The following is a 24,897-nucleotide window of genomic DNA, read 5'->3' as shown; positions in this document are numbered from 1 at the left end:
TGACCCGTCGATCGCGTGCCCGATGTGCCCGAGGGCCGGGGCTCCTAGCGTCGGCGGGCATGACCGATCTGATCCGCCTGCGCGCGGTGTCCAAGCGGTACGAGCGGACCGGCCCACCGGCGCTCGACGGCGTCGATCTGACCGTCGCCGAGGGTGAGGCGGTGGCCGTGATGGGACCGTCCGGCAGCGGCAAGTCGACGCTGCTCAACCTGGTCGCCGGGCTGGACCGGCCGACCTCCGGCGACGTCGAGGTGGCCGGTACGTCCCTGACCCGGCTGCCGGAGAAGGCGCTGGCCCGGTTCCGGCGGTCCGGGATCGGGATCGTGTTCCAGTTCTTCCATCTGATCGACGATCTGACCGCCCGGGACAACGTGCTGGTGCCCGCCGACCTGGCCGGCATCGGGCGGCGGGCGGCGCGGGACCGGGCCACCGAACTGCTGGAGACTCTCGGGGTGGCCGGGCGGGCCGACGCCTACCCGGCGCAGCTGTCCGGCGGGGAGCGGCAGCGGGTGGCGATCGCCCGGGCGCTGATCAACCGGCCGCCGCTGCTGCTGGCCGACGAGCCGACCGGTGCGGTCGACGCGGCCACCGGCGAGCAGGTGGCCGAACTGCTGCGGGAACTGAACCGGAACGGTCAGACGGTGCTGCTCGTGACCCACGACGCCGACCTGGCGAAGCGCTGCGCCACCCGTACGATCGAGGTCCGCGACGGCCGGGTGACCGCATGAGAGCCGTGCTCGCCGCAGCAATTAAGAGCGCCCGCCGGCGGCGCTTGCAGAGTCTCGTGGTGTTCGTCGTCGTCCTGCTGTCCGCGGCGACCACGCTGCTGGCCGCCGCCCTGCTGATCGCCTCGGGCGCGCCGTTCGACCGGGCGTTCACCCGGCAGAACGGCGCCCATCTCAACGCCGTCTTCGCACCGTCGGCGTCCGCGTTCGACGATCCCGCCGTGACCGCGAAGGCCGGGCCGTACCCGATCGTCGAGGCCACCCTGTCGAAGGGCCGTCAGCAGCGGCCGCCCGGCCTGGTCGCCGGCCGCTCCGAGCAGAGCCCGGCGGTGGACCGGCTGGAACTGACCGCCGGGCGCTGGCTCACCGGGACCGGCCAGGTCGTCCTCTCCCCGATCACCGCCGGCACCACCTGGCGGGTCGGCGACCGGGTGACGGTCCGCGACGTCGACCTCGAGGTGGTCGGTATCGCCTCCTCGGTGACCGCGACCGCGGCCGCCTGGGTGTGGCCCGGGCAGACCGATGTGCTCGGTGGCGCCGAGCAGCAGGTGCTGTACCGGCTCGGCGACCCGTCGGCGACCCTGGACCTGCCCGGGATGACCGGCTCGACCCGCTACGAACTGGTCAAGTTGCAGGTGGAGGGCCGGCTCAAGCCGATGGTGCCGTTCGTGGTGGCGTTCGCCGTGCTCGGGCTGGTGATGTCCACGCTGATCGTGGTGAACGTGGTGGCCGGCGCGGTGGTCGCCGGGTACCGGGTGATCGGCGTCCGCAAGGCGCTCGGTTTCACGCCCGGGCAGATCGTCGCCGCGTACGCCGGGCAGATCCTGCTGGTGGCCGTCCCCGCCGCGGTGCTCGGCACGGTCGCCGGGCGGCTGCTGTCCGTCCCGCTGCTGGCCAGTGCGAACACCGCGTACTCGGTGATCGCCGCGCCGAGCGTCCCGTGGTGGACCGACGTGCTGGTGCTGCTCGGGCTGACGCTGCTGGCCGGGCTGGCCGCGGCCGGGCCCGCGCTGCGCGCCGGACGGCTCTCCGCGACCCGGGCGATCACGGTGGGCCGGGCCCCACGCGGCGGCCACGGCTTCCGGATCCGCCGGGCACTGGCCGCCCTACCTCTCCCGCGGCCGATCACTTTCGGACTGGCGAGCCCGTTCGCGCGCCCGGCCCGCACCGCCGTGACGATGGTGGCGATCCTGCTCGGCGTCACCACCGTGGTGTTCGCGGCCGGGCTGTCGAAGTCGCTCACCGAACTGGCCGCCGCCGGCAACCGGGTCGAACAGGTGCCGATCCTGGTCGCCGCCGGCATGCACGGCCCGGAGCCGACCGCCGACCCGGAGAAGATCCGGACCATCATCGAGGCGCAGCCGGAGACCGCCGCCGTGACGGCGGCCCGTGAGACCGAGGCCCGGGTGCCGGGTTCCGGCCTGCCGCTGCGCATCCGCGCCTACCAGGGCGACGCGTCCTGGACCGGATATCCGCTGCTCAGCGGCCGCTGGTATGCGAACCCCGGCGAGGCGGTGGCCGGCGCGCGCCTGCTGAGCAGCTTCGGCGTACGGGTCGGCGACGAACTCACCGTCACCACCCCGGGCGGCCGCACGACGGTGCGCATCGTCGGCGAGGTGTTCAGCAACGGCTCCACCGCCGTCATGATCATGGATGCGGCCGGGCTCAGCGGCTCGCTCGCATTGCGCGGTTTCGAGGTGGGCGTCACACCCGGCACGGACCTGCACTCCTACGCCGCGACCCTGAACGCCGCCTTCGGCGAGACCGCGCACGCCGAGATCAGCGCGGAAACCCAGGAGAACGAGATCGTCACCGCGATGCTGGCGCTGATCGCCACACTCACCCTGCTGCTCACCGCGGTCGCCGGGCTCGGTGTGCTGAACACGGTCGTCCTGGAGACCCGGGAACGCGTCCACGAGATCGGCGTCCTCAAGACCCTCGGCATGACGCCGGGCCAGGTGCGGCTCATGGTGATCAGCTCGATGCTGCTGATCGGTGCGGCCGGGGGCGCGCTGGCCGTACCGCTCGGTCGCCTCCTGCACTCCTGGAGCCTGCCGATCATGGGCGATGCGGCCGGGCTCACCCTGCCGCCCGCGGTCCTGGCCGTCTATCGCCCGGCCGAACTGGTCGCCCTGGCCGCCGCGGGCATGCTGCTGGCCGCGATCGGCGCGCTGGTCCCGGCCGGTTGGGCGGCCCGCTCACGTGCGTCCACTGCGCTCCGCGCCGAATAACCCCATTTCCGGTACGGGCTACGCGAACCCGCCGTAGGAGACCCGCGAGGCCACTGCGACTGGCAGACCATGCCGCGCCCGCCGGGCTTGAGTGGGTGGCAGCCTGACCGGGCGGCTGGCGCCGCACGGGCCACCGGGTCCAGGTGGCTCTAGGGCTGCCTCGACCGCAACGGAACAGCGCTGACCCCTGGAGGTCGGTCCATGCCGGACCGTGACGCCTGCTCAAGATATGGAACCGGGCTGCTATTCCATGACTCCGCGTTGACTCAAGATGCCGGCAGGGTCAGCGATGGAAGCCAGTTGTCCTAGATCGACTGCGCGCTAGGGTTCGGCATGATCAGCTACTGGAATCCGGTGCCGGAGGCACGGCGGATCGTCGCCGCTCTGGACCGTGACCCGTTCGAGGGTGACTGGTCGCAGCGGAATCCACGCAATGTGCCTGGCCCCTTCTACACGGGCGAGACCGACATCATGCAGATGGGCCGCAATGACGCGCCACGGCACATCTGCAACGACGACGCGATCGACTCGACGACCGGTTTCGAGTTCGTCTTCCGGCAGCCGATGACTCCGGCTGAGGTGGCCGACCTGGTGAGCGCCGCCCAGATCGAGCTGAATAGCGGCTACGCCCTCGACGGCGACGACCATTGGACCCCGGAGGCGGTCCGTGACTGGTGGGCGGGCCGCGCCGGCCTGCGCCGCTGGGCCATTGATCTGGCCGTGGCCTGGGCCGCGAACTCCCACCCGGAGTACCACCGCCACTACCACGACGCCGCACAAGGCCTCCGTGACCTGGTCGCCTTCCTCGACGACGGCATGGAGTCCTACCTGCGCGGCTACCTGTTCTGGCTGCGGGAACGCCGCGAGCCCGCCCCCACCGACCGAATCCCCGCCCTGTGAAGGACGGGGATGGTCACGCGTCGCCGTACGGGTTGCGCGCCCAGGTGAGGACGCGGTCGACGTCGGTGCGGGTCCAGCCGACGGCCGGGTCTATGGAGACGAGCAGGGTGGGTGCCGGGCGGGCGGCGGCCCAGCGCAGGCCGGCCGCCGTGTGGTTGTCGTCGATCCAGGCGACCGGCCGGTCCCCGGCGACGAGGTCGACCGCCGGGACCTTGAGCTCCGGGTCGAACGGGACCGGCGGGAACTCGACGTACGGCAGCGGGCCGAGGCCGAGGCAGGGCAGGTAGAGCTCGTTGGCGTGATTGCCCCAGGCGGTGGCCCACCACAGCTCCCCGGCGGCGGCCAGCTCGCGGATCCAGTCGCCGTGCTCCGGGCAGTAGCGCACCGGCTCCTCGCCCTCGAAGAGCACCCGCTCCAGGTGGCCGTCCGGGCAGACCGGCGCGGCGAACGGGTTCAGCACCCCGTCGAGGTCGAGCAGAAGCAGCGGCGGCTTTCGATCCACGGTCCGACCCTAGCCCTGCCGGCGGATGATCGGATCGGGCGCGAACGATCGGGCGCGCGGGGCCCGGGAGCGGCCAGTCTTGAGGGCGGAAGGAGGACCTCGTGATCGCAGCACTGAACCGTCTCACCGAACTGGTGGAAGAACCCGGTGACCTGAACGTCGCCGCCGTGGCGAAGACGCTCGGCACCACCGAGTACCACCTGCGCCGGATGTTCTCGTCGCTGGCCGGGATGCCGCTGTCGGAGTACGTGCGCCGCCGCCGGATGACCGTGGCGGCCGCCGACGTGATCCGTAACGAGGAGGATCTGCTGGGCATCGCGGTCCGGTACGGCTACGGCTCGACCGAGGCGTTCGGCCGGGCGTTCCGGGCGGTGCACGGCGCCGGTCCCGGGGACGTACGCCGTGACGGTGGTCCTCTCCGCACACAACCGCAGCTCAGGTTCCGCCTGACCGTTGAAGGGAGCACTCCCATGGACACCCGTATCGTCGACCGCCCCGCGTTCCGGCTGGTCGGCCATGCCGCCCGCGTCCCGCTGATCTACTCCGGCGTCAACCCGCACATCCAGCAGCACATCGCCGGGCTGCCACTCGAGGCGCACCAGCGGCTCAAGGATCTCAGCGACACCGAGCCGGCCGGGCTGTTGCAGGTCACCGACGACGTCAGCCCGGATGCCGCGGAGGGCACCGAGCTGACCTACCTGCACGGGGCCGCGATCGCTGCGGGCACCACGCCGCCGGACGACCTGGACGCCATCGAGGTGCCGGCCGGCCGCTGGGCGGTGTTCCGCACGTCGGGGCCCTACCCGGCGGCGTTGCAGACGGCGTGGGCGGCGACCGCCACCGAGTGGTTCCCGTCGAACCCGTGGCGGCTGCGGCCGGGCCCGTCGATCGTGGCCATTCTGGAGCTGGCGGCAGATTTCAGCACCGCCACCTGTGAACTGTGGATGCCGGTGGAGCCCGCCTAGCTAGGCGAACGCACGGTCGACGTCGCCGGGGGTCAGGCCGAAGTCGGACAACTGGTAGGTGTGCGCGGGCTTACCCGTACCCCGCATGGTCTGCTCCTGGAAGGAGGCCATCGCGGCGCGCGCCGGACCGGTGAGCCGGACCCCCAGGCGATCGTAGATCGACTCGACGGTGCGCTGCGGGGACGCGACGAAGTCCTCGTAGCGCACGTCGATGAAGCGCCCGGGATCGTGCCGGGCCCGGTCGGCGCGGAATCGGCGCAGTCCGCGCGACCAGAGTTCCAGCTGTGCTTTTCCGGCCACCGCGCCTTCGAAGACCGTGGACCAGCCGGCCGAGGCGCGGGTGTTGAGGCTGCACACCGAGGCGATCGCGGTTCGCGGATCCCGGTGGGTCTGGATGATCGTGGCGTCCGGATAGACGCTGAGCAGGGCGTCCAGTGCGAACAGGTGGCTGGGGTTCTTCAGCACCCAGCGCCGGCCGGGGTCGTTGAGTCCGATCAGCTGGAGGTTACGGCGGTGCCTGCGATAGGCCGGCGTCCAGTCGTTTTCGGACAGCCACCGCGAGTAGGACGGAATGTAGGCGGTGCACTCGAAGGACACCGACGTCATCGACTGGCAGAGCAGCCGCCAGCACTCCTCCACCTGCTCGGGGCGCATGAGGTGGACGCCGTCCAGCCCCGCGGCCCGATAGGCCTCACGCAGGGTGATGAAGATCGGGTCGTCGGGCCAGGTCTCGCGGGGCGGGCGCGGCTGCGGGACCTCGGTGAGCCACAGCTCCGGGCCCTGGTGGGCGGGGTCGGCGGCGAGCATCCGGTGCAGCGCGGTGGTGCCGGTGCGCGGTAGTCCGGTGACGAAGACCGGGTTTGGCAGTTTCACGCCGGCATGCTCGGGAAATCGCCGCCACGCGGCTTCCGCCAGCAGGCGGGAGATCAGCGAGGCGCGCAACAGGCCGCGGGTCCGCTTGCTGCCGGCGGGGGTCAGGCATGCCTCTTCGGCGTACGCGGTGAGCAGCACCGACAGCGCGGACCGATGATCGTCGCCAGCGCCGAAGTCGTCGAGCCCGGTCATTCTGGTCGCCGAGGCGTGCAGGTCGTCAACGGTGCCGACGTCGGTGCGTTCACTGATGTTCACCAGTGGAACTCCCCGCAGTTGACGTCGAGGCACGCTCCGGTGACGCCGCGGGCCAGATCGGAGGCGAGGAACAGGATCGCGTCGGCGACCTCGTCGGGTTCCGGCAGGCGGCGCAGGTCGGTGCCGGCCGCGACCTCGTCGTAGATCTGCCGGGCCGGGACGCCGCGCTGGGCGGCCTGGAACTCGAACCAGGCGCGCAGCGTGTCCGCCCAGATCCAGCCGGGGGCGACCGAGTTGACCCGCACCCCGTGGGGGCCGAGTTCGCTGGCCAGGTTCTGCGCCGCCGCGAGTAGGGCGGCTTTGGTGAGCCGGTAGGGCCCGAACGGCCGTCGCGAATGTCGTAGCACCGCCGAATTGACGACCACTATGGAGCCGTGTGTCTCGATCAACGCGGGCGCGACCAGGCGAATCGTCCGGATCGCGGCCAGGACGTTGATCTCGAAGCTCTGGCCGGTCTCCTCCAGATCGACTTTGCGGAGGCTGCGCATCGGCGGCATCACGAAAGCGTTGTGCACCAGCACGTCGATCCGGCCGAATTCGCTCACCGCCCGGTCGACCAGATTCTGGACAGCCGTGTCGTCGGTGAGGTCGGTGGGCACGGCCAGCGCGCGGCCGCCGATCTTGGCGGTCACCTCGTTCAGCGTCGTCTCGGTGCGGGCCGCGAGCACGACGTCGGCGCCCTGCTCAGCGGCGCGCAGCGCGACCGCCTGGCCTAGGCCGGGGCCGACACCGGCGACGAGCACCACCCGGCCGTCGAGGAGCATCGGCTCAGCCCAGCATCCGCGCCGCGGTGGCGGCCTGCCGGGCGGCGATCCGTTCGCGCCACGCCCCGGGCCCGATCGGACGGTAGTGCGGCAGCTGTTTGGGCAGGTCGTCGACGGCCATGATGTCGACCCGGGGGCCGTCCTCGCCGGTGAGCTCGCGGGACAGCCGCTGCCAGCGCAGTTGCACGTAGCCACGGCGGTGGCCGAGGCGTTCCAGCCAGTTGGCGACGCCCGGGTTCCGTTCGCTCACCACGTACCGGATCATGCCGTCCGGGTCGATTCTGGCCTGGTCGCGGGTGAGGCTGGTCTGGTGGTTGATGTAGTCGAGCGAGACGTACCACATGCTGCCGAGCTGAATGCCCTGGTAGGGGGCGTCGCTGGCCGGGACGGTGATCACCATGGCCTGGTCGTCGTCCAGCTCGTAGTGGCCGGCCGAGGAGAACTGGGTGGTCAGGCCGCCGGGTGTGGAGCGGGGCGGGGTGAGCGTGTTGACCGGCAGGTTCAGGTAGAACCGCTCGGCGAACGCGAGGAAGGTACGCAGGCGGCTGATCAGGATCTTGCCGGCCACGCCGTACCGCTTGGTGAGCGCATCCATCGTGGGCGGTGGTGGGGCCGCACCGATCCGGTCGGCACGCTGGATGCGCAGCATCCCGGGCCGCTCGCCGGCCCAGTCGCTGAAGACCTCGCGGACCACCAGCATCCCGGCGCCGGGCAGGCCGGGCCCGAGGAACAGCCGGAAGGAACCGTCCGGTTCGGTGCGGATCTCCCGGTCGTCGAAGGCGGCGGTGCTGCCCGGCACGGCGATCGGTGAGTAGGCGCCGTCGAGGATCTGGAAGCTCAGGTCGACGGTGGTGCCGCGCCGGCCGGTGACCACGTACTCGGCGTCGTCGCGCAGCCAGGCGTGGAAGTAGAGGGTGTCCGGGTTGTCCAGGCCCATCTTCGTGTACGGCCCGGTGGAGCGGACGAAGTAGGGAAAGTCGCGCTGGTAGGCCCAGGCCATCTGCACCGAGGCGCGGATGCTGCCGGCCAGGTAGTCGTAGCCCTCGACGAGATCCTGCTCGTCGCGGACGTGCGGGGCCGTGGTGATGACCCTCTCGGCCTCCTGGATCGCTTCCGCGAACGGTGTTGTCAGCACAGGGTCGACGATAGAACTCGTTCTAGTTTTTGGTCAATCACGGATTGACTCCGCGCTTCCGGAGGCTCCACGCTGGACGGCATGCGCGCGTACCGGATGACCGAATGGGGCACCCCTCCCCGGGCCGTCACCGTGCCGGACCCCGCACCCCGGCCCGGCGAGGTGCTGGTCCGGGTCGCCGGGTGCGGGCTGTGCCGCTCCGACCTCACCATGCGGCGGATCCCGGCGGCCGCGGGCGCGGCGCTGGGCTGGCGGATGCCGTTCACGCTCGGGCACGAGACGGCCGGGTGGCGGGTGGACACCGGGGAGCCGGTGGCGCTCGTGTCGCCGTCGTCGTGCGGAACATGCCGGTACTGCGTGCGCGGGCAGGAGAGCGGATGCCCGTACGGGCTGGCCGGGCGCGGCTACGGCCGGGACGGCGGGCTGGCCGAATACGTGCTGGTCGACGATCCGCGGGCGCTCCTGCCGCTGGGGTCGCTGGATCCGCGGCAGGCCGGGCCGCTCACCGACGCGGGGGCGACGGCCTATCACGCGGTGCGGCGGGCGCTGCCCCGGATCGGGCCGGGCGGTACGGCGGTGGTGGTGGGCACGGGTGGGCTGGGGGCTTTCGCGGTGCAGTTCCTGCGGATCCTCACGGCGGCCTCGGTGGTGGCGGTCGACTCGTCCCCGGCCCGCCGTTCCTATGCCTCGTCCATCGGCGCCCACTCCGCCTACGCCGATCTATCCGGTTTGTCGGATACAGACGTCGTGCTGGACTTCGTCGGCACCGACGAGACGATCACCGCCGGGATCGCCGCGGTGCGGACCGGCGGCGCCTTCGGCCTGATCGGCTCGGCGGGCGGCCGGCACACCGGCCCGTGGTTCTCGTCGCTGCCCCGCGACGGCGAGGTGTTCACCTTCCAGGGCTCGACGATCGCCGACGCCCAGGACGTGATCGCCCTCGCCGGGGCCGGCCTGATCCGCAACCAGGTGGAGGAATTCGCATTCACCGAGATCGACGAGGCCTACACGAAACTGGCCACCGGCGCACTCACCGGCCGCGCCGTCATAGTCCTCGAATAATTGGGGCTATGCATCCTTTGTCGGTCAACGTACGCCCGGCGGCAGTACCAGGCGGTCGAGAACGCCATGCGTTCCCATACATACCGCGCACAGCGGCATCATCGCGTCGTCGTACACCACCGTCGATTCTTCGTACTGGTGTGGTGGATACTGCACCGTCTCCACCACGCCGCGTCTCTGCAACGTGAAGTGGTAGCAGTTGTGCATCCTGCCGTTCGGGTAGGTGCGGGCAATGGCCGACGTGATCATCGGGATCAGGGTCGCGCCGCGCCCGCGCAGAGTCGCCACATCGGGGCAGGATTCGGAGTGCACGAGTACGGCCGGCGGATACTCCCGCTTCTCCGTCACGCTCGGCATCCGTTCGGGAGGACCGCGCCCGCCTCCCAGGCGGACACGATGGCCTTCACGGCCTCGTCCTGGGTATACCGGCCGAGGAGCTCGCCGCTGGTTCCGGGCCGTCTCACGTAGGCGCTCCATCGGTCGCCGATGCCAGCATGTATCCAGCCGATGTAGTCATCCTCTCGCTCGACGGAGTATCCGCCCATGACACTCACCTTGAGGATGACGCCGGGCAGGATCTCACGCTTCGCGGGTAGGACGCTACGTTCCACTGTTCACCTCCTCGCAGGTGAGGCAGGCAAGGCTCGTCCCGCAATCGGGGCACCATTTGTTCTTGGCCGTCAAGCTGAACACGCCGCCGACGAACCCGACGACCAGCGAGGCCACTGCGACTATCAGCACCATGGGTCACATCCCTCATTGGCAACAGGGATAGACGCTAGGTAAGAGAGATCTCACGGGTCCACGATGTTGCGAATAGTTGCGTCAGCTCAGCTCGCTGGCAACTCGGGTGATCAGGTCCCTGGCCGGCTTTCCGTACAGAGCGACCTGGTGCAGGTTCTCGAACATCCGCCCATACAGCTCGACCTCGCTGGGCTGAGTGACCTCGATGCTCGCCGTAGGCGTCTCCAAAGCCACGAGCTGGTTATCGAACATCCAGAACCCTGCCGACGGCACGGCTCCTCGCTCGACCATCAACGGAATCACACCGAGCGCCACGGTCGGGAGCGACATGACGGTCAGCAGGCGGTCGAGCTGGTTGGCCTGGGTGTCGGCGTCGCCGAACCAGGTCCTCAACGCCTGCTCCTCCAGGACGACGGCGAACCGTTTCCCCCGCTGGTACAGGATCCTTTGACGCTCCATCCTGACGGCAACCGCTTCCTCCAGATCGTTGGGAGCGTCAAGGAACCGGCTCCAGAACGAAAGCATGGCGGCGCAGTAGTCAGGAGTCTGGAAGAGGCCGGGGATCACGTTGTGCTCGTAAATCCGGAAGAGGTTCGTCTCGCCATAGAGGGTGGGGGCACGGATGCCCAACACCCGCTTCATACCAGCCCGCGCCAGCCGACGGAACTCCACATACGCCGACTCAACAGCCCGCAGCGTGGCGAGAAGGTCAGGAACCTCAGCGTCCGCCCCACACACTCGACACCAGTCCCGGATGTCGCCGGAGGTCGGCTGCTGGACACCGTTCTCCAGCTTGCTCACCCTGGTGTAATGCTGCCCCGTGGCAGCAGCCAGCGCCCGCCCCGTGAGTCCGGCGTATCTGCGGATCTCACGGAGCCGGGCGCCGAGCGCTTTTTGCGCCTGTTTGGCGGAGCTACTTGGGTTCGTAGTCACGATGCGGGATCGCTAGCTTCCACACCGCGTCAAAGGCGGATCGGCAGAGATTGAGGTCTGCTGGATCGGTCGAGGCCTCCATACCGGCGTTCAATCCGTTCCCGGTGTAGAGCAGGAAGACCACGAGCCGGTCATCGAACAGGTAGAAGTCGTTGCCTGGTAGAGCCAGCGACGACACGCGCGAACGGGGAATCCACCGGATGTCCTCGCCGGCCTCGACCATCGGATGGGCGATGCTGAGGCTCCAACGCTGATAGTCGCTCAGCGGCTCCGAGACCACCCGAGCCCGACGAACGCTCTTGCCCACAGCGACATGGCTTCGCAACGTGCCGCACCAGTCATCGAGCCAGCTCAGATCATCCGGTTCCTGAGCCGCCCGCTTGGCCATGAACGGAATCTCAACCTCGGTCCCGTAGGCGTCACGCGTCTCCAGGTGGTCTGACGACCTCTCGAAGGTACGGAGCAAGCGATCAAACTCCGCCTCATCCAGCGACGCCACGACCCTCCTCGGTAAAGAACCGGATCATCCTGTCAGGAATCTCAACCACGGACTCTCCCTCCGGTATGTCCATCTCCGCCAGCGCTTCAGGATCGGTCACCACGAAGCCCTGCACCAGCCAACTACCCCGATCTGTCCGGTAGAGGGTCGGCGAGTTCGTCGGGTTGGAGTTCGGGTCCTTGGCTACGAAGGTTAGGCGCACTGCCAACTCCCTGTCTCGTGGGTTGCGACGTGTTGCGCGCTTCCCATCGTGGTCGCATCACTACACACGGTCAAGATTCCAGGAATGCCAATCAATGCCCGGCGACGGCTTCGAACAGCCGGGCCACCGCTCGTCCCACAGCGCCGACAATGCGACCGAATCAACGCTTCGCCTCGCCTCGTTGTCTTCAGAGGTCTGCACGATCAACCCACTCGATGGTGGCGAACAGATTGCTGCGCGGGACGACAAGAGCCGCCTCGATCAACGCAGCCTCTCGCGCTGCCTCTACGACGTACGGCCATGGCCTGCCGATATTTAACGACTCGTCGAGGCTTTCATGACCATTCGCATAGGTTCGACCATCGACCGTCGCCCACAACTGGAAGTACAGCACTGCTTGATCGTGGTCAGCCAGGTCATTGATGACGTCCGCAAGGCATGCGGATGGCCAGGCCCGATCCAAGCTGTCAGTCGACACGGCGAGGGCAGCCGCCAATGGCGGCAGGACGTCCTGCCGAGCGTCGAGCACTGTCAACGCACTGCGGAGAGCAACGGCTTCCGTGAAGTCGAGTTCGTCGCCGCTGGCACGCTGCCGCCGGTAGGCGTCCCGCAGTGCGGGGACCGCCTCCAGTACGCCCAGCTCACCGATCGCCACCGCAGCCCATTCGCGTACGGTTCCGGCCTCGCTGCTGAGCAGGTCGATCAGCAGCGGCCCCGCAGCGCGATCGCCGAAGTGCTCGAACACCTCGATCGCGGACAGTTGCCCGTAGTGGTCCAGCGTCTTCACGGCGGCCATCAAAGGCGCGACGACCTCGCCGCCGATCGACATCAGCGCGGCCTTCGCATCCTCAGCGATCATGGTGGAATCGTCGTCCAACAACCCGATGAGCCGCGTGATCTCGTCCGTCACGAGGCGCAGTCTGTCGTATCGCGCCGGTCATCTTCCAGCGAGATCACCGACGCGCCGCCTCCGCGAATGGCACCGCCAGCATCGCGGGCGCGACCACGGAGAGGCTCGACCCGTCCACGAAGCCCAGGGCGAGCGCGCCCTCCGGGTCGCTGACACCGACCGCGGCCAGGGCGGTCCGCGGGCACTGCCAGAGCAACTCCAGCCGCGGCAGCGGAGCGGGCTCGACCCGGCCCAGCATCCGGCGGCCGGCCAGCCGCAGACGGTCGCGCAGCCCCGGCGGACGGGCCTCCGGTGACCCGGCGACCGCGGCGAACAGCAGCAGGCGGGCCTCGGTCAGCGCCAGCGCCGCCGCGGCGGCGGGTTCGGGCAGGTGCCGGTCCAGTTCGGCGGCCGTTCCCTGCAACGCGCGGGGTGGGCTCGCCGCCGGACCGGCGCCGCCGAAGCCGAGCAGCCCCTCCGGCGCGCCTTCCCACCGAGTGATCTTGGCGATCGTCGACAGACCGGACTCCCGGGCGACCCACAGCGCGGCGTGGAGCGTCTCGCCCGCGTCCAGATGCTCACCGACCCGCAGCCGCAGTTCGCTCTGCCGCCGCGCCACCGGGTCGGCCTGCCGCATGAAGATCACTCCGAAATCTTGTCGTACCCCCGGCGCATCATCGACGGAAACCGGGTTGACCTCAACCTCAGGTTAGGTGGGAGGTTCACTTCATGAGCATGGATTTCGCGGCCTGGAATGCGATGTACCACCAGATGAACCAGCGGGAGGACAAGCGCCCATTCTCCCGCGCCACCTTACGGCGCATCCTGGCTCTGGCCCGGCCACACCGGCGCAAACTCGCCGGCTTCCTGCTGCTCAGCGTGGTGACGGCGGTCCTCGCGGTGGCCGTCCCGGTGCTCGCCGGGCAGGTGGTCGACGCCATCGTGGAGGGCCGGGAGTATCGGCTGGTCCTCGCCCTGGCCGTGGCGATCGCGGTGATCGCGCTGCTGGAGGCGGCTCTCGGTCTGGTGCAGCGGTGGTTCTCCGCACGGATCGGCGAGGGGCTGATCCTCGATCTGCGGACCCTGGTGTTCGACCACGTGCAGCGGATGCCGGTGGCGTTCTTCACCCGCACCCGGACGGGGGCGCTGGTCAGCCGGCTCAACAACGACGTGATCGGGGCGCAGCACGCGTTCAGCGACACGCTGTCCGGTGTGGTCGGCAACCTGGTGGGGCTGGCCCTCACGCTGGTCGTCATGGTCGGGCTGTCCTGGCAGATCACCCTGCTGTCGTTGCTGCTGCTGCCGGTGTTCGTGCTGCCGGCCCGGCGGGTCGGCGGGCGGCTGGCCGGCCTGGAGCGGGAGGCCGCCGAGCACAACGCGGCGATGAACACGCAGATGACCGAGCGCTTCTCGGCGCCCGGGGCGACGCTGGTCAAGCTCTACGGCAACCCGTCGGCCGAGTCGGCCGAGTTCGCGGCGCGGGCCCGCCGGGTGCGGGACATCGGCGTGCGTACGGCGATGGCCCAGTGGACGTTCCTGACCGCGCTCACCTCGGTGTCGGCGGTGGCCATCGCGCTGGTCTACGGGCTGGGCGGCCTCTACGCGCTGCGCGGCTCCCTCGACCCGGGCGCCGTGGTGGCGCTGGCCATCCTGCTCACCCGGATGTACGCCCCTCTCACCTCACTGGCCAGTGCCCGTGTCGAGGTGATGAGCGCGCTGGTCAGCTTCGAGCGGGTCTTCGAGGTGCTCGACCTGAAACCGCTGATCGAGGAGAAGCCGGACGCGCGCCCGGTGCCGGACGGGCCGGTGGCGGTGGAGTTCGACGACGTGCGGTTCGCGTACCCGTCGGCCGACAAGGTGTCGCTGGCCTCGCTGGAGGAGGTGGCCACGCTGGACACCCGCGGCGGCGAGGAGGTGCTGCACGGCATCTCGTTCCACGCCGAGCCGGGGCAGATGGTGGCGCTGGTCGGGTCGTCCGGGGCCGGCAAGTCGACGATGGCGAGCCTGCTGCCCCGGCTGTACGACGCCGGTTCCGGTGCGGTCCGGCTCGGCGGGGTCGACGTGCGTGACCTGAGCGCCACCTCGCTGCGGCAGACACTCGGCATGGTCACGCAGGACGGTCACCTGTTCCACGAGTCGGTGCGGGCCAACCTGATGCTGGCCCGGCCGTCGGCCACCGAGGAGGACCTGTGGGACGTGTTGCGCCGCGCCCACATCGCCGACCTGATCGAGTCGCTGCCGGACGGGCTGGACACGGTCATCGGCGAGCGCGGCTACCGGCTCTCCGGCGGGGAGCGGCAGCGGCTGACCATCGCCCGGCTGCTGCTGGCCCGGCCGCGGGTGGTGGTGCTCGACGAGGCGACCGCCCATCTGGACTCGACATCCGAGGCGGCGGTGCAGGCGGCGCTCGGGGAGGCGCTGTCCGGGCGCACGGCGGTGGTGATCGCCCACCGGCTGTCCACGGTCCGGGCGGCCGACCAGATCCTGGTCGTCGAGGACGGCCGGGTCGTCGAGCGGGGCACCCATCCGGAGCTGCTCGCCGCCCGTGGGCGTTACGAGCAGCTGTACCGGACCCAGTTCAGCGAAGGACCGCCGCCCGCCGTAGCGCGGGGGTGATCAGCTTGCGGGCCAGTGCCGGGTCGCCGCTGTCGGTCTCCCAGCCGGCGTCGGCGACCAGCACCACGGCCCGGCCTTTACGGGCGACCACGAGGTAGGTGTGGTGGGTGATCCACTTGTCGACGTGCTCGAAGGTGTCGCTGTAGCGCAGCAGCAGCGAGTCCGGGCCGGCGACACCGGTGGCCTCGATCCGCCAGGCGGTGCCCTCGCAGACCTTGAGAACGGAACGGAGTTCGCGCAGGTAGCGGCGGGCCTCACCGGAGCGGTGGACGCCGACGTACTCCATCACGGCGTTCGGCGCCCGGTTCACGTCGATCACCGCGGTGACGGCACGCTCGGCTTTGGCCTCGGGGTAGTCACCCTCGCACGGCTGAGGTGGCCGCAGCCGGACCCAGCTGTCCCGGTCCACCTCGAGAGGAGCGACACCGCCCAGATCGTCGGGCCCGAGCATGGCCCCGTCCGGAATAGGCCCCGTCACCCCGCCGGGACCGGACGCAGACCCGCGACCACCGTCGGGATCGGGCACGGACCCGCGACCACCGTCGGGATCGGGCACAGACCTGTGACCCGCGGCGCCGCTGGCCACCGGGCCGGTCGCGCTGCCGTGCCCGCCCATCCCTGATGCTGAGCCGGACTGGGCGCGGATCCGGGCGGCCTGCCGCCATCGCGCTTCGCGGGTCATCCAGTCGGGAATGTCGGCGGGCCCGTCGTCCGCCGGCCGCTGCACGGCGACCAGGCCCGGTGGGGCTTCGACCGGAGCGCCTTCCCCGAACCCGGCGGGCCGGGCCGATGCCGGCACACCCGACAGAGTGGTGACGCACACAACGGCCGCGAACAGGGCGAACGATCTCCGAATGGTCTGCATGTCAGCTCCAACGAGCGACGACGGTTACCGCTTCTCATCATCCGCTGGGCCGCCGGCGTCAGCGGTCTTTCCGCCCGCCACGACCGAAAACTCACCCCACCGGCGGAGGCCCGGCGATCCGGTGCCCGCTCCCAGCCGAAGCGCCGGTCGCGGTGGCCGCACACGGAAGTCGCCGTGTGTGCGGTCCTCGCGGCTATCTGCCACGTGGGCGATCACGACACCGCCATCGTGTGCGCCCACTCACCCGTTCGGAAGCGCGACCGCCAGGCAAACCGCAACCGCCAGGCGGAAGCGCGACCACCAGGCGAAGCGCGACCACCCTGCAAACCGCGACCACCCTGCAAACCGCGACCACCAGGCGGAAGCGCAACCACCAGGCAAACCGCAACCACCAGGCGGAAGCGCGACTACCAGGCGAACCGCAACCGCCGAGCGGATCTGCCGGGCCGGCCGGCCTCACCCCCACGAGGACGTTTCAACTGCTAGGTTGAAAAGCACGGCCAGATCCCGAGCCCACGAGCCGGATCGAAACCACACAGCCAGAGCGCGAACCCACGAGCCCGATCCAAACCACACAGCCGAATCACGAACCCACGAGCCCGATCCAACCCACGCAGCCGGATCACAGGCCCACGACCCTGACCCGGAACCACGCAGCCGGATCACAGGCCCACGAGCCTGATCCGGAACCACGCAGCCAGATCGAGAGAGGACGCCCAGGATGACACTCGCCGAACTGTCGCCCGCCGAACGGCACCGCGAGATCGCCGCCGGCTTCACCGCCCGCGTGACCGGCGCGCAGGACTGGGACGCCCCGGCCCCGGTCGCCGGCTGGACCGCCCGCGACGTGGTCCGCCACCTGGTCGAGTGGCTTCCCGGCTTCCTGGCGTCCGGCTCGGAGGTCACCCTGCCGCCGGTCCCGTCGGTGGACGCAGACCCGGTCGCCGCCTGGCAGGCGCACCACACCGCGGTCCAGGCTGTTCTGGACGACCCGAAGACCGCCGACCGCACCCTGACCAACCCGCACCTCGGCGAGCTCCCCCTGGATCAGGCGATCGACCGCTTCTACACGACCGACGTCTTCATGCACACCTGGGACCTGGCCCGCGCCACCGGCCAGGACGAGTCCCTGGACCCGGCCTACGCCGCCCTCCTGCTGTCCGGCATGGAACCGATGGACGAGATGCTCCGGGCCTCCGGCCAGTACGGCCCCAAGGTCCCCGTCCCCGCCGACGCCGACCCGGTGACCCGCCTGATCGGCTTCATCGGCCGCGACCCGGCCTGACCCCGAACCCGGCTGGCCACCAGCGCTGTCTCAACCCGGTTGAGAAATGTCTGGAGGGGTTTTGAGCCAGCCTGACCCGGTGACCCGTGCGGCGCCAGCCGCCCGGGTCGGACCGTGCGGCGCCAGCCGCCCGGTCAGGTTCGCGTGGCGTCCCGGGGCTGTCACGATTCGGCGGGACGGTCCACCTCGTACGATCAGAGAAGTTTGTGGATTTGGGAGAGGGTTTCGTCGGCTTCGGTGACCAGTTCGGTGAGGATGGCGGATACCGGGCGGACCTCGTTCATCCGGCCGACGATCTGGCCGACCGGCATCGGGACGACGGTCGGGTCGCCGGAGGCCATCAGGCGGTCGTGGGCCCCGGAGACGAGCAGGTTCTGCAACGGCATCGGGAGCGGGGCGGGCGCGTCCGATTCGGACCATGCCTCGGTCCAGCGGTTGCGCAGCAGGCGGGCCGGTTTGCCGGAGTAGATGCGGCTACGCACGGTGTCGCTGGAGCCGGCCTGGAGGAGGGCGTCGCGCAGCGCCGGGCCGCTGCGGTATTCGCTGGAGCCGAGCCAGACCGAGCCCATCCACACGCCGCGCGCGCCGAGGGCGAGGGCGGCGGCGATCTGGCGTCCGCTGCCGATGCCGCCGGCCGCCAGGACCGGTACGCCGACCGCGTCGACGACCTCCGGGACCAACACCATGCTGGCGATCTCCCCGGTGTGCCCGCCGGCCTCGTAGCCCTGGGCGACCACGATGTCGACCCCGGCCGCCACGTGGCCGCGGGCGTGGTCGGCCCGCCCGGCGAGCGCGGCGACCAGCAGGCCGCGCTCGTGGGCGTGTGCGATGACGTCCGGCGGCGGCGGGCCGAGCGCGTTGGCGATCAGCCGGACCGGGTGCTGGAGGGCTACCTCGACGTGACTGCGAGCGACCGAATGCAGCCAGCCGAGGACGCCGGGCCGGTCCGAGGCGGCACCGAGCGGGGGTACGCCGAGGCGTTGCAGAGTCCGTTCGACGAAGTCGCGGTGTCCGGGAGGGATCAGTTCACCGAGGTCGGCGGGCAGACCTTCGGTGGGCACTTTGCCGGGCATCACCACGTCGACGCCGTAGGGGCGGCCCTCGGTCGCCTGGTCCAGCCAGGTGAGGACGGTGTCCAGTTCGGCGGCGTCGTTGAACCGGACGCAGCCGAGCACGCCGAGCCCGCCGGCCCGGCTGATGGCCGCGACGACGTGCTCGGACGGGCTGAACCCGACGATCGGATGGTCGACGCCGAGCAGGTCGCAGAGGTCAGTCCGCATGGTGCTCCCTCGCGTAGGAGTGCGCCCACCGGTAGTCGGCCTTGCCGCTGATGGTGCGCTGGATCCCGTCGACCACCCAGATCCGGCGCGGCACCTTGTAGCCGGCGATGCGATGGCGCACGTGGGTGTCCAGTTCGTCCAGGTCGAGATCGGCGCCGGGGCGCGCCTGGACGAGGGCCACCACCTTCTGGCCGAGCCGGTCGTCGGGCGTTCCGATGACGAGGGCGTCGAACACGTCGGGATGGGCTTTCAGGGCGCCTTCGACCTCTTCGGGGAAGACCTTCTCGCCACCGGTGTTGACGCACGTGTTGCCACGGCCGAGCAGGGTGAGGGTGCCGTCCTCCTCGATCCGGGCCAGGTCACCGGGTATCGCGTAGCGGACCCCGTCCACTTCGGTGAGCAGCGCCGCGGTCTTCTCCGGGTCCTTGTAGTAGCCGAGCGGCACGTGCCCGCCGCGGGCCAGTCGGCCGACGACGCCGGGTGGGGCCTTCTGGCCGTACTCGTCGATGACGATGGTGTCCGGACCGGGCATCACCCGCGGCCCGTCGACGGCGCCGCCCTGCACGTCGGCGACGATGCCGATGCCGGCGAACCCAGTCTCCGACGAGCCGATCGCGTCGGTGACCATCACGTTCGGCAGCGCCTCCAGGTACTGCCGCTTCACCGACGGCGAGAACAGGGCGGCACTGGACGAAATCGCCACCAGGGAGGATCCGTCGTAGTTGCCGGCCAGGTAGGCCTCGATGATCGGCCGGGCCATCGCGTCGCCGATCAGGACCACCACGTTGACCTGGCGGCGCTCGATCACCTGCCACACCTCGTCCGGGTCGAAGTGGGGCAGGAACACCACGGTGTCGCCGCCGAACAGCGCCGCGAGGGCGGCCCACTGGGCGTTGCCGTGGATGAGCGGGGCGAGGCAGAACCGGGCCATCGGCGGCATCTCGGCGCCGCGCCGGGACTGGGCCCACTCGTCCTCGAGGGGGATGCCCGACATGAAATCGATGCCACCGCCGAGAACCCGCCACACGTCCTCGTGCCGCCAGATGACGCCCTTCGGATAGCCGGTGGTGCCGCCGGTGTAGAGCAGGTAGATGTCGTCGCCCTCACGGGGCTCGAAGTCACGGTCGGGTTTGCCGGCGGCGACGGCGTCCGCATAGGAGACGCCCGGGATGTCGGCATCGGTCCCGTCCGGCAGGGCGACCGTGGTGTGCAGGCCGCCGCCCACGGCCCGGACCTTCGCCGAGAATCCGCGGTCGTGGATCAGCGCGGTCAGCGAGGCGTCCTCGAACAGGTACTGTAACTCGTTCTCTACATATCGGTAGTTGACGTTGACGACCACGGCGCGCAGTTTGTACACGGCGATCATGGCCACCACGGCCTCGATCGAGTTGCCCGCGTACAGCCCGACGTGGGCGCCCTTGCCCACTCCTCGACTTCGCAGGAAATGGGCCAAACGGTTGGCGCTCTCCTCCAGCTCCGCGTAGGTGGTCTCACGCTCGCCGCAGGCCACCGCGACGCGATCGGCGAAGGCGTCGACCGCGTGCTCGAACAGGTCCGCAATATTGGCCGCCATCAACGCAAAGTAGAACCTGTTATCGTTCCGGAGCAAGAGTTTGGCACTGGGAGGGAAACCGGGTGGACGCTCTCGTCGAACAGCGCGGACCGATCCTGATCGTCACCATGAACCGGCCGGAGGTCCGCAACGCGCTCTCCCCCGCGATGATGGCGGTGATGCGCGACGCCTGGGACCGGGTCGACACCGACCCGTCGATCCGGGTGGCGATCCTGACCGGCGCGGGTGGCGCGTTCTGTGCGGGCGCCGACCTGCGCGCCATGACCGCCGAGCACCCCGGCGACGGGTTCCGGTCCAACGGCACCGACCTGTCCCGCATCGACGCGCTGCTCAAAGGCCGCCGCCTCACCAAGCCGCTGATCGCGGCCGTGGAGGGTCCGGCCGTCGCCGGCGGCACCGAGATCCTCCAGGCCACCGACGTGCGGGTGGCCGGCGAGAGCGCCCGCTTCGGTGTCTCCGAGGCCCGGTGGGGGCTGTTCCCGCTCGGCGGTTCGGCGGTCCGGCTGCCGCGCCAGCTGCCCTACACGGTCGCCGCCGACCTGCTGCTCACCGGCCGCCATCTGACCGCTTTCGAGGCCCGCGACGCCGGCCTGATCGGCCACGTCGTCCCCGATGGCGAAGCCCTGGCGCATGCCTTGAAAATCGCCGAGACGATCGCCGCGAACGGCCCCCTCGCCGTACAGGCCATCCTCCGCACCATCCGCGAGACCGAGGGCCTGCCCGAGAACGAGGCGTTCGCCCTCGAATCCCGCATCGGCACGCGCGTCTTCATGTCCGAGGACGCCAAGGAGGGCCCGCGCGCCTTCATCGAAAAACGAAAACCCCACTTCAAAGGCGTTTGATCGTACGGACGTGGCCGTTCCCGCCAAACCACCCCGTCCCGCGGCACCCCCGCGAGCCACTGCCGGGTCAAGCCCGCGACGCGCCCGCCGGGCGTAGATCGGTGACCGGGCAGGCCACCCCGATCGCCACCACCCCTGCCTGCCGCCGGTCACGGCCGGGGCGCCGGCTCCCTCACGGCCGAGACGCCGGCCCCCTCACGGCCGAGACGCCGGCTCCCTCACGGCCGGGACGCCGGCCCCCTCACGGCCGGGACGCCGGCCCCCGCCCCTCGGCGACCGGTCACGCTGGGCGGCTGGTCACGGTCTTGCCCGCCAGGCACCCGGGTTGCCCGCTCTCAGCCGTTGCGCCGGTCACCCCATCGGTGGCTTTCCTGCGCACTCACCCCGAACCCCGACCGGCCAGAACTCCGTGTGAGCAAGGGAGCCCACTCACCGGCCCTTGTGGCAAATAGAGGTCGTCGGAGAGTGTTCTTCTTGGCTGCCCACGGCCGAATCCGCAATCCCTCGCCAGCAGGACGCGTCACCCGGAGCGATCTTGAACGATTTACCACCGCCTCGGGTGGCAAATCGTTCAAGATCGCACAACAGCGGCGTGCAAAGCGGGCGAAACGGGCGCCTGTTTCCGGCGAAAGCCCCATTTCCACCTAGCGCGATGGCACGACCGCCGTCAAACGCCACCACCCCCTGGCGCAACCGGCGTGACGGCCGCGAGCAGCACCCCGCATGCCTGGCGATCACCACCCCAACCACCCACCCAGCGCAACCGGCGTCACGGCCGCAAGCAGCACCCCGCATGCCTAGCGATCACCACCCCAACCACCCACCCAGCGCAACCGGCGTCACGGCCGCGAGCAGCACCCCGCATGCCTGGCGATCACCACCCCAACCACCCACCCAGCGCAACCGGCGTCACGGCCGCAAGCAGCACCCCGCATGCCTAGCGATCACCACCCCAACCACCCACCCGGCGCGACCGGTAGCGCATGCGGGGGTATCCGACCGATCTCAGCCCGGCGGGCGCGGCACAGGCCGGACCACGACGCAAGCCGGCGCCGCACGGACGGGACGGGGACGGATGAGGCGGGACGACGTCACGCGTACCGGGGAAGATCCGGAAGTGAAACGCGGACCTCGACGGTCTCTAGATCGCGCGGTCGCGGCCGGACCAGTACGGGTCGCGGAGGAGGCGTTTGTAGAGCTTGCCGTTCGGGTCGCGGGGCAGTTCGGCGACGTAGTCGACGGTGCGGGGCAGTTTGAAGCGGGCCACCCGGCCGGCCAGGAAGGCGAGCAGTTCGGTGGTGAGGGCGGGGCCGGGGGTGATGCCGGGGTGGGGCTGGACCACGGCTTTGATCTCCTCGCCCCACTCGTCGTGCGGGATGCCGAAGACCGCGGCGTCGGCGACCGCCGGGTGGACGGCCAGTTCGTTCTCGATCTCGGCGGGGTAGACGTTGACGCCCCCGGTGATGATCACGTCGCTGGCCCGGTCGCAGAGGAACAGGTAGCCGTCGTCGTCGAGGTAGCCGATGTCGCCGACGGTGAACATGCGGTCCCGCCAGGAGGCCCGGGTCTTCTCGGCGTCACCGTGGTATTCGAAGGTGGCGTCGCCCATCTGGAGGTAGACGGTGCCGGGTTCGCCGGGCTGCCGGTCCTTGCCGTCGTCGTCGAGGACCCGGACGCGGGAGCCGGGCCAGGCGCGGCCGACCGAGCCGGGCCGCTGGAGCCATTCGGCGGCGGTGATCAGGGTGCCGCCGCCCTCGGAGGCCGCGTAGTACTCGATCACGACCGGCCCGAACCAGTCGAGCATGTCCCGTTTCACCGGCTGCGGGCAGGGCGCGGCCCCGTGGATCATGGCGCGCATCGAGGACACGTCGTACCGCCGGCGGGTGTGTGCGGGCAGGGCGAGCAGCCGCCGGAACTGGGTGGGCACCATGTGGCTGTGGGTGCCCCGGTGCGTGCTCACCAGCCGGAGGAATTCCTCGGCGTCCCAGTGGTCCATCACCACGACCGTGTGCCCGAACTGGAGTGAGATGACGGCGAAGTTCATGACGGCCGTGTGGTAGAGCGGTGAGCAGCACAGATGGACGTGATCGTCGAACGGGCGCAGGCCGAACAGGCCGAAGAACCACAGCGACACCGGCGGCACCTGGTCGGGGTCGAGGCCGAGCAGCGGTCGGCGTACCCCTTTGGGCCGCCCGGACGTGCCGGACGTGTAGACCATGAGCGCGCCGAGCGTACGAGGGAAGGGTCTGCCTGATCCGCCCGTGCCCAGGGTGGACAGGGGCACGAAGCCCGGGATGTCGCCGACCGCGAAGCGGGAGGGCACGGAGGAGCCGGCCTCGCGCGCCGCCTCGGCGAAACGCTCGTGCGCGATGAAGGCGCGGGCGCCGCAGTCGCGCAGGATGTAGCCGATCTCGGCGGCGGTGAGATGCCAGTTCAACGGTACGACGTGGAGCCCGATCTGGGCGGCCGCGAAGTAGGCGGTGAGGATGTCGGCGCCGTTGGGCAGCAGCAGTGCGATGGTGTCGCCGGCTTCCAGCCCGGCGTCGCGCAGGCCGCGCCCGATCCGGTCGGCCCCGGTGGCGAGTTCGCCGTAGGTGAGGGTGCGGCCGTCCGGGTCCACGATGGCCGCGAGCTGCGGCCGCTCGGCCGCGATGGTCCACATCCCGATGCCCGTCATGGCCCGACTCTATAACTGGTTCCATCGATGAGAAAGCGTCTGTACACGGTCCTTGCCCGCTGAGATTGGAACGTGTTTCACTCATCGACGTGGATACCCTCGCGGCACCGCTGACCATCGCCTTCGACTACACGCGCTCGCTCGGGCCGGTGCTGGGCCGGTTCATGGCGGGGCTGCGGGAGCGGCGGGTGCTGGGTGCGCGGACCTCGGACGGGCGGGTGCACGTGCCGCCGCTGGAGTACGACCCGGTCACCCACGAGCCGGTCACCGACCTGGTCGAGGTGTCGCCCACCGGGACCGTGGTGAGCTGGACGTGGAACCCGCGGCCGGTCGAGGGGCAGCCGCTGGACCGGCCGTTCGGGTGGGCGCTGATCCGGCTGGACGGCGCGGACACGCCGCTGTTGCACGCGGTGGACGCGGAGGACCTGAACACCGGGATGCGGGTGCGAATTCGCTGGTCTGCGCAAAGAACCGGCCACATCCGGGACATCGCATGCTTCGAGCCCGGAGAATCCGACATTTCCGAAATATCGGAAGAGTTCGAGCCGGTGGAGATCATGACCACCCCGATCCGGCTGCACTACCAGCACACCACGTCCGCCGAGGAGGACCGCTACCTGCGGGCCCTGGAACAGGGGCGGATCATCGGCCAGCGCTGCCCGGCCTGCCGGAAGGTGTACGTCCCCCCGCGCGTCTGCCCCGCCGACGGGGTGGCGCCGGACGAGGTGGTGGAGGTGGCCGACCGCGGCATGGTCACCACGTTCTGCGTGGTCAACGTGCCGTTCGCGGGGCAGCGGCTGACCCCGCCGTACGTGGTGGCGCAGGTGCTGCTGGACGGTGCCGACATCCCGATCTCGCACCTGATCCTCGGTGTCGAGGCCGCGGACGTGCGGATGGGGATGCGGGTGGCCGCGGTCTGGCGGGACCGGTCGCGATGGTCCACCACGCCGGAGAACATCGACCACTTCGAGCCGACCGGAGAGCCGGACGCCCCCTACGAGTCGTACGGGGAGCACCTATGAGCGAGCTTGCGAGCGAATCATCGAGCTCAGTGCTCAATTCATGGCGACGCCGGAGCGA

Annotated in this window: 24 protein-coding genes; 9 read left to right on the top strand and 15 right to left on the bottom strand. The window is 70.3% G+C overall.

Annotated features, from left to right (window positions below):
- Positions 1-59 precede the first annotated feature (59 nt).
- The 3 genes from BJ964_RS21670 (at position 60) to BJ964_RS21660 (ending at position 3,856) form a co-directional block, all read left to right on the top strand.
- On the top strand, positions 60-728 hold the full coding sequence (locus BJ964_RS21670; RefSeq protein ID WP_188122370.1) for an ABC transporter ATP-binding protein: 669 nt from the start codon (positions 60-62) through the stop codon (positions 726-728).
- Positions 725-2,956: an ABC transporter permease gene (locus BJ964_RS21665; protein WP_188122369.1), complete on the top strand. Its 2,232-nt coding sequence runs from the start codon at positions 725-727 to the stop codon at positions 2,954-2,956. The genes BJ964_RS21670 and BJ964_RS21665 overlap by 4 nt, the downstream gene beginning before the upstream one ends.
- Before the next feature lie 333 nt (positions 2,957-3,289).
- Positions 3,290-3,856, top strand: a complete 567-nt coding sequence (locus BJ964_RS21660; RefSeq protein ID WP_188122368.1) for a ferredoxin — start codon at positions 3,290-3,292, stop codon at positions 3,854-3,856.
- A 13-nt stretch (positions 3,857-3,869) separates the two neighbouring features.
- Here BJ964_RS21660 and BJ964_RS21655 read toward each other — a convergent pair whose 3' ends face one another.
- Positions 3,870-4,358: a hypothetical protein gene (locus tag BJ964_RS21655; RefSeq protein ID WP_188122367.1), complete on the bottom strand. Its 489-nt coding sequence runs from the start codon at positions 4,356-4,358 to the stop codon at positions 3,870-3,872.
- 101 nt (positions 4,359-4,459) lie between these two features.
- Between BJ964_RS21655 and BJ964_RS21650 the strand changes: the two genes are divergently transcribed.
- Entirely contained in the window at positions 4,460-5,323 is an 864-nt protein-coding gene (locus BJ964_RS21650; RefSeq protein ID WP_188122366.1) for an AraC family transcriptional regulator, read from the top strand.
- On the opposite strand, the gene BJ964_RS21645 is transcribed toward BJ964_RS21650, so the two are convergent.
- From BJ964_RS21645 to BJ964_RS21635, 3 genes are read right to left on the bottom strand one after another with little or no spacing between them, the layout of a single operon-like run.
- Positions 5,324-6,388 (bottom strand): sulfotransferase family protein, encoded by a 1,065-nt coding sequence (locus tag BJ964_RS21645; protein WP_188127082.1) that lies wholly within the window; start codon positions 6,386-6,388, stop codon positions 5,324-5,326.
- A gap of 59 nt (positions 6,389-6,447) precedes the next feature.
- Entirely contained in the window at positions 6,448-7,215 is a 768-nt protein-coding gene (locus BJ964_RS21640; RefSeq protein ID WP_188122365.1) for an SDR family oxidoreductase, read from the bottom strand.
- 4 nt (positions 7,216-7,219) lie between these two features.
- Entirely contained in the window at positions 7,220-8,350 is a 1,131-nt protein-coding gene (locus BJ964_RS21635; protein ID WP_188122364.1) for a hypothetical protein, read from the bottom strand.
- An 81-nt stretch (positions 8,351-8,431) separates the two neighbouring features.
- Between BJ964_RS21635 and BJ964_RS21630 the strand changes: the two genes are divergently transcribed.
- Entirely contained in the window at positions 8,432-9,412 is a 981-nt protein-coding gene (locus tag BJ964_RS21630; protein ID WP_188122363.1) for an alcohol dehydrogenase catalytic domain-containing protein, read from the top strand.
- Positions 9,413-9,436: 24 nt separating this feature from the next.
- Here BJ964_RS21630 and BJ964_RS21625 read toward each other — a convergent pair whose 3' ends face one another.
- The 7 genes from BJ964_RS21625 to BJ964_RS21595 all read right to left on the bottom strand — a co-directional run bounded on the left by BJ964_RS21625 (position 9,437) and on the right by BJ964_RS21595 (position 13,325).
- Positions 9,437-9,760, bottom strand: a complete 324-nt coding sequence (locus BJ964_RS21625; RefSeq protein WP_188122362.1) for a hypothetical protein — start codon at positions 9,758-9,760, stop codon at positions 9,437-9,439.
- Entirely contained in the window at positions 9,757-10,023 is a 267-nt protein-coding gene (locus BJ964_RS21620; protein ID WP_188122361.1) for a hypothetical protein, read from the bottom strand. The genes BJ964_RS21625 and BJ964_RS21620 overlap by 4 nt, the downstream gene beginning before the upstream one ends.
- Positions 10,024-10,237: 214 nt before the next feature.
- The gene (locus BJ964_RS21615) at positions 10,238-11,089 is read right to left on the bottom strand and encodes a helix-turn-helix domain-containing protein (protein ID WP_188122360.1); all 852 of its coding nucleotides are present in this window, start codon (positions 11,087-11,089) and stop codon (positions 10,238-10,240) included.
- Positions 11,070-11,588, bottom strand: coding sequence for a DUF6879 family protein (locus tag BJ964_RS21610; protein ID WP_188122359.1), 519 nt, complete (start codon positions 11,586-11,588; stop codon positions 11,070-11,072). The genes BJ964_RS21615 and BJ964_RS21610 overlap by 20 nt, the downstream gene beginning before the upstream one ends.
- Positions 11,572-11,790 (bottom strand): hypothetical protein, encoded by a 219-nt coding sequence (locus tag BJ964_RS21605; RefSeq protein WP_188122358.1) that lies wholly within the window; start codon positions 11,788-11,790, stop codon positions 11,572-11,574. The genes BJ964_RS21610 and BJ964_RS21605 overlap by 17 nt, the downstream gene beginning before the upstream one ends.
- Before the next feature lie 187 nt (positions 11,791-11,977).
- Positions 11,978-12,700 (bottom strand): HEAT repeat domain-containing protein, encoded by a 723-nt coding sequence (locus BJ964_RS21600; RefSeq protein WP_188122357.1) that lies wholly within the window; start codon positions 12,698-12,700, stop codon positions 11,978-11,980.
- Between the two features lie 43 nt (positions 12,701-12,743).
- Positions 12,744-13,325 (bottom strand): hypothetical protein, encoded by a 582-nt coding sequence (locus BJ964_RS21595; RefSeq protein ID WP_188122356.1) that lies wholly within the window; start codon positions 13,323-13,325, stop codon positions 12,744-12,746.
- A gap of 83 nt (positions 13,326-13,408) precedes the next feature.
- Between BJ964_RS21595 and BJ964_RS21590 the strand changes: the two genes are divergently transcribed.
- Complete coding sequence (locus BJ964_RS21590) at positions 13,409-15,295, top strand: ABC transporter ATP-binding protein (RefSeq protein ID WP_188122355.1); 1,887 nt, start codon at positions 13,409-13,411, stop codon at positions 15,293-15,295.
- Here BJ964_RS21590 and BJ964_RS21585 read toward each other — a convergent pair.
- Positions 15,258-16,160, bottom strand: coding sequence for a hypothetical protein (locus BJ964_RS21585; RefSeq protein WP_188122354.1), 903 nt, complete (start codon positions 16,158-16,160; stop codon positions 15,258-15,260). The genes BJ964_RS21590 and BJ964_RS21585 overlap by 38 nt on opposite strands.
- A gap of 721 nt (positions 16,161-16,881) precedes the next feature.
- On the opposite strand from BJ964_RS21585, the gene BJ964_RS21580 reads away from it, so the two are divergent.
- Entirely contained in the window at positions 16,882-17,445 is a 564-nt protein-coding gene (locus tag BJ964_RS21580; RefSeq protein WP_188122353.1) for a TIGR03086 family metal-binding protein, read from the top strand.
- A gap of 194 nt (positions 17,446-17,639) precedes the next feature.
- Here the strand turns inward: BJ964_RS21580 and BJ964_RS21575 are convergent, their stop codons facing one another.
- Together BJ964_RS21575 and BJ964_RS21570 are read right to left on the bottom strand one after the other, a co-directional pair.
- Positions 17,640-18,725 (bottom strand): NAD(P)H-dependent flavin oxidoreductase, encoded by a 1,086-nt coding sequence (locus BJ964_RS21575; protein WP_188122352.1) that lies wholly within the window; start codon positions 18,723-18,725, stop codon positions 17,640-17,642.
- A complete protein-coding gene (locus BJ964_RS21570) occupies positions 18,715-20,298 on the bottom strand; it encodes an acyl-CoA synthetase (RefSeq protein WP_188122351.1) in 1,584 nt (527 codons plus the stop codon). Before BJ964_RS21570 ends, BJ964_RS21575 begins: the two co-directional genes overlap by 11 nt.
- A gap of 62 nt (positions 20,299-20,360) precedes the next feature.
- On the opposite strand from BJ964_RS21570, the gene BJ964_RS21565 reads away from it, so the two are divergent.
- Positions 20,361-21,140 carry a crotonase/enoyl-CoA hydratase family protein gene (locus tag BJ964_RS21565; protein WP_188122350.1) on the top strand — a complete coding sequence of 260 codons (780 nt, stop codon included), beginning with the start codon at positions 20,361-20,363 and terminating at the stop codon, positions 21,138-21,140.
- A 1,141-nt stretch (positions 21,141-22,281) separates the two neighbouring features.
- On the opposite strand, the gene BJ964_RS21560 is transcribed toward BJ964_RS21565, so the two are convergent.
- Positions 22,282-23,817, bottom strand: a complete 1,536-nt coding sequence (locus tag BJ964_RS21560; RefSeq protein WP_188122349.1) for an acyl-CoA synthetase — start codon at positions 23,815-23,817, stop codon at positions 22,282-22,284.
- A gap of 89 nt (positions 23,818-23,906) precedes the next feature.
- On the opposite strand from BJ964_RS21560, the gene BJ964_RS21555 reads away from it, so the two are divergent.
- Positions 23,907-24,839: a Zn-ribbon domain-containing OB-fold protein gene (locus tag BJ964_RS21555; RefSeq protein ID WP_229807001.1), complete on the top strand. Its 933-nt coding sequence runs from the start codon at positions 23,907-23,909 to the stop codon at positions 24,837-24,839.
- Positions 24,840-24,897: the final 58 nt, after the last annotated feature.

Source organism: Actinoplanes lobatus (assembly GCF_014205215.1).
Classification (GTDB): Bacteria; Actinomycetota; Actinomycetes; order Mycobacteriales; family Micromonosporaceae; genus Actinoplanes; species Actinoplanes lobatus.
The sequence above is the reverse complement of the archived record's forward strand: the minus strand, read 5'-3'. Positions and strand labels throughout refer to the sequence as shown.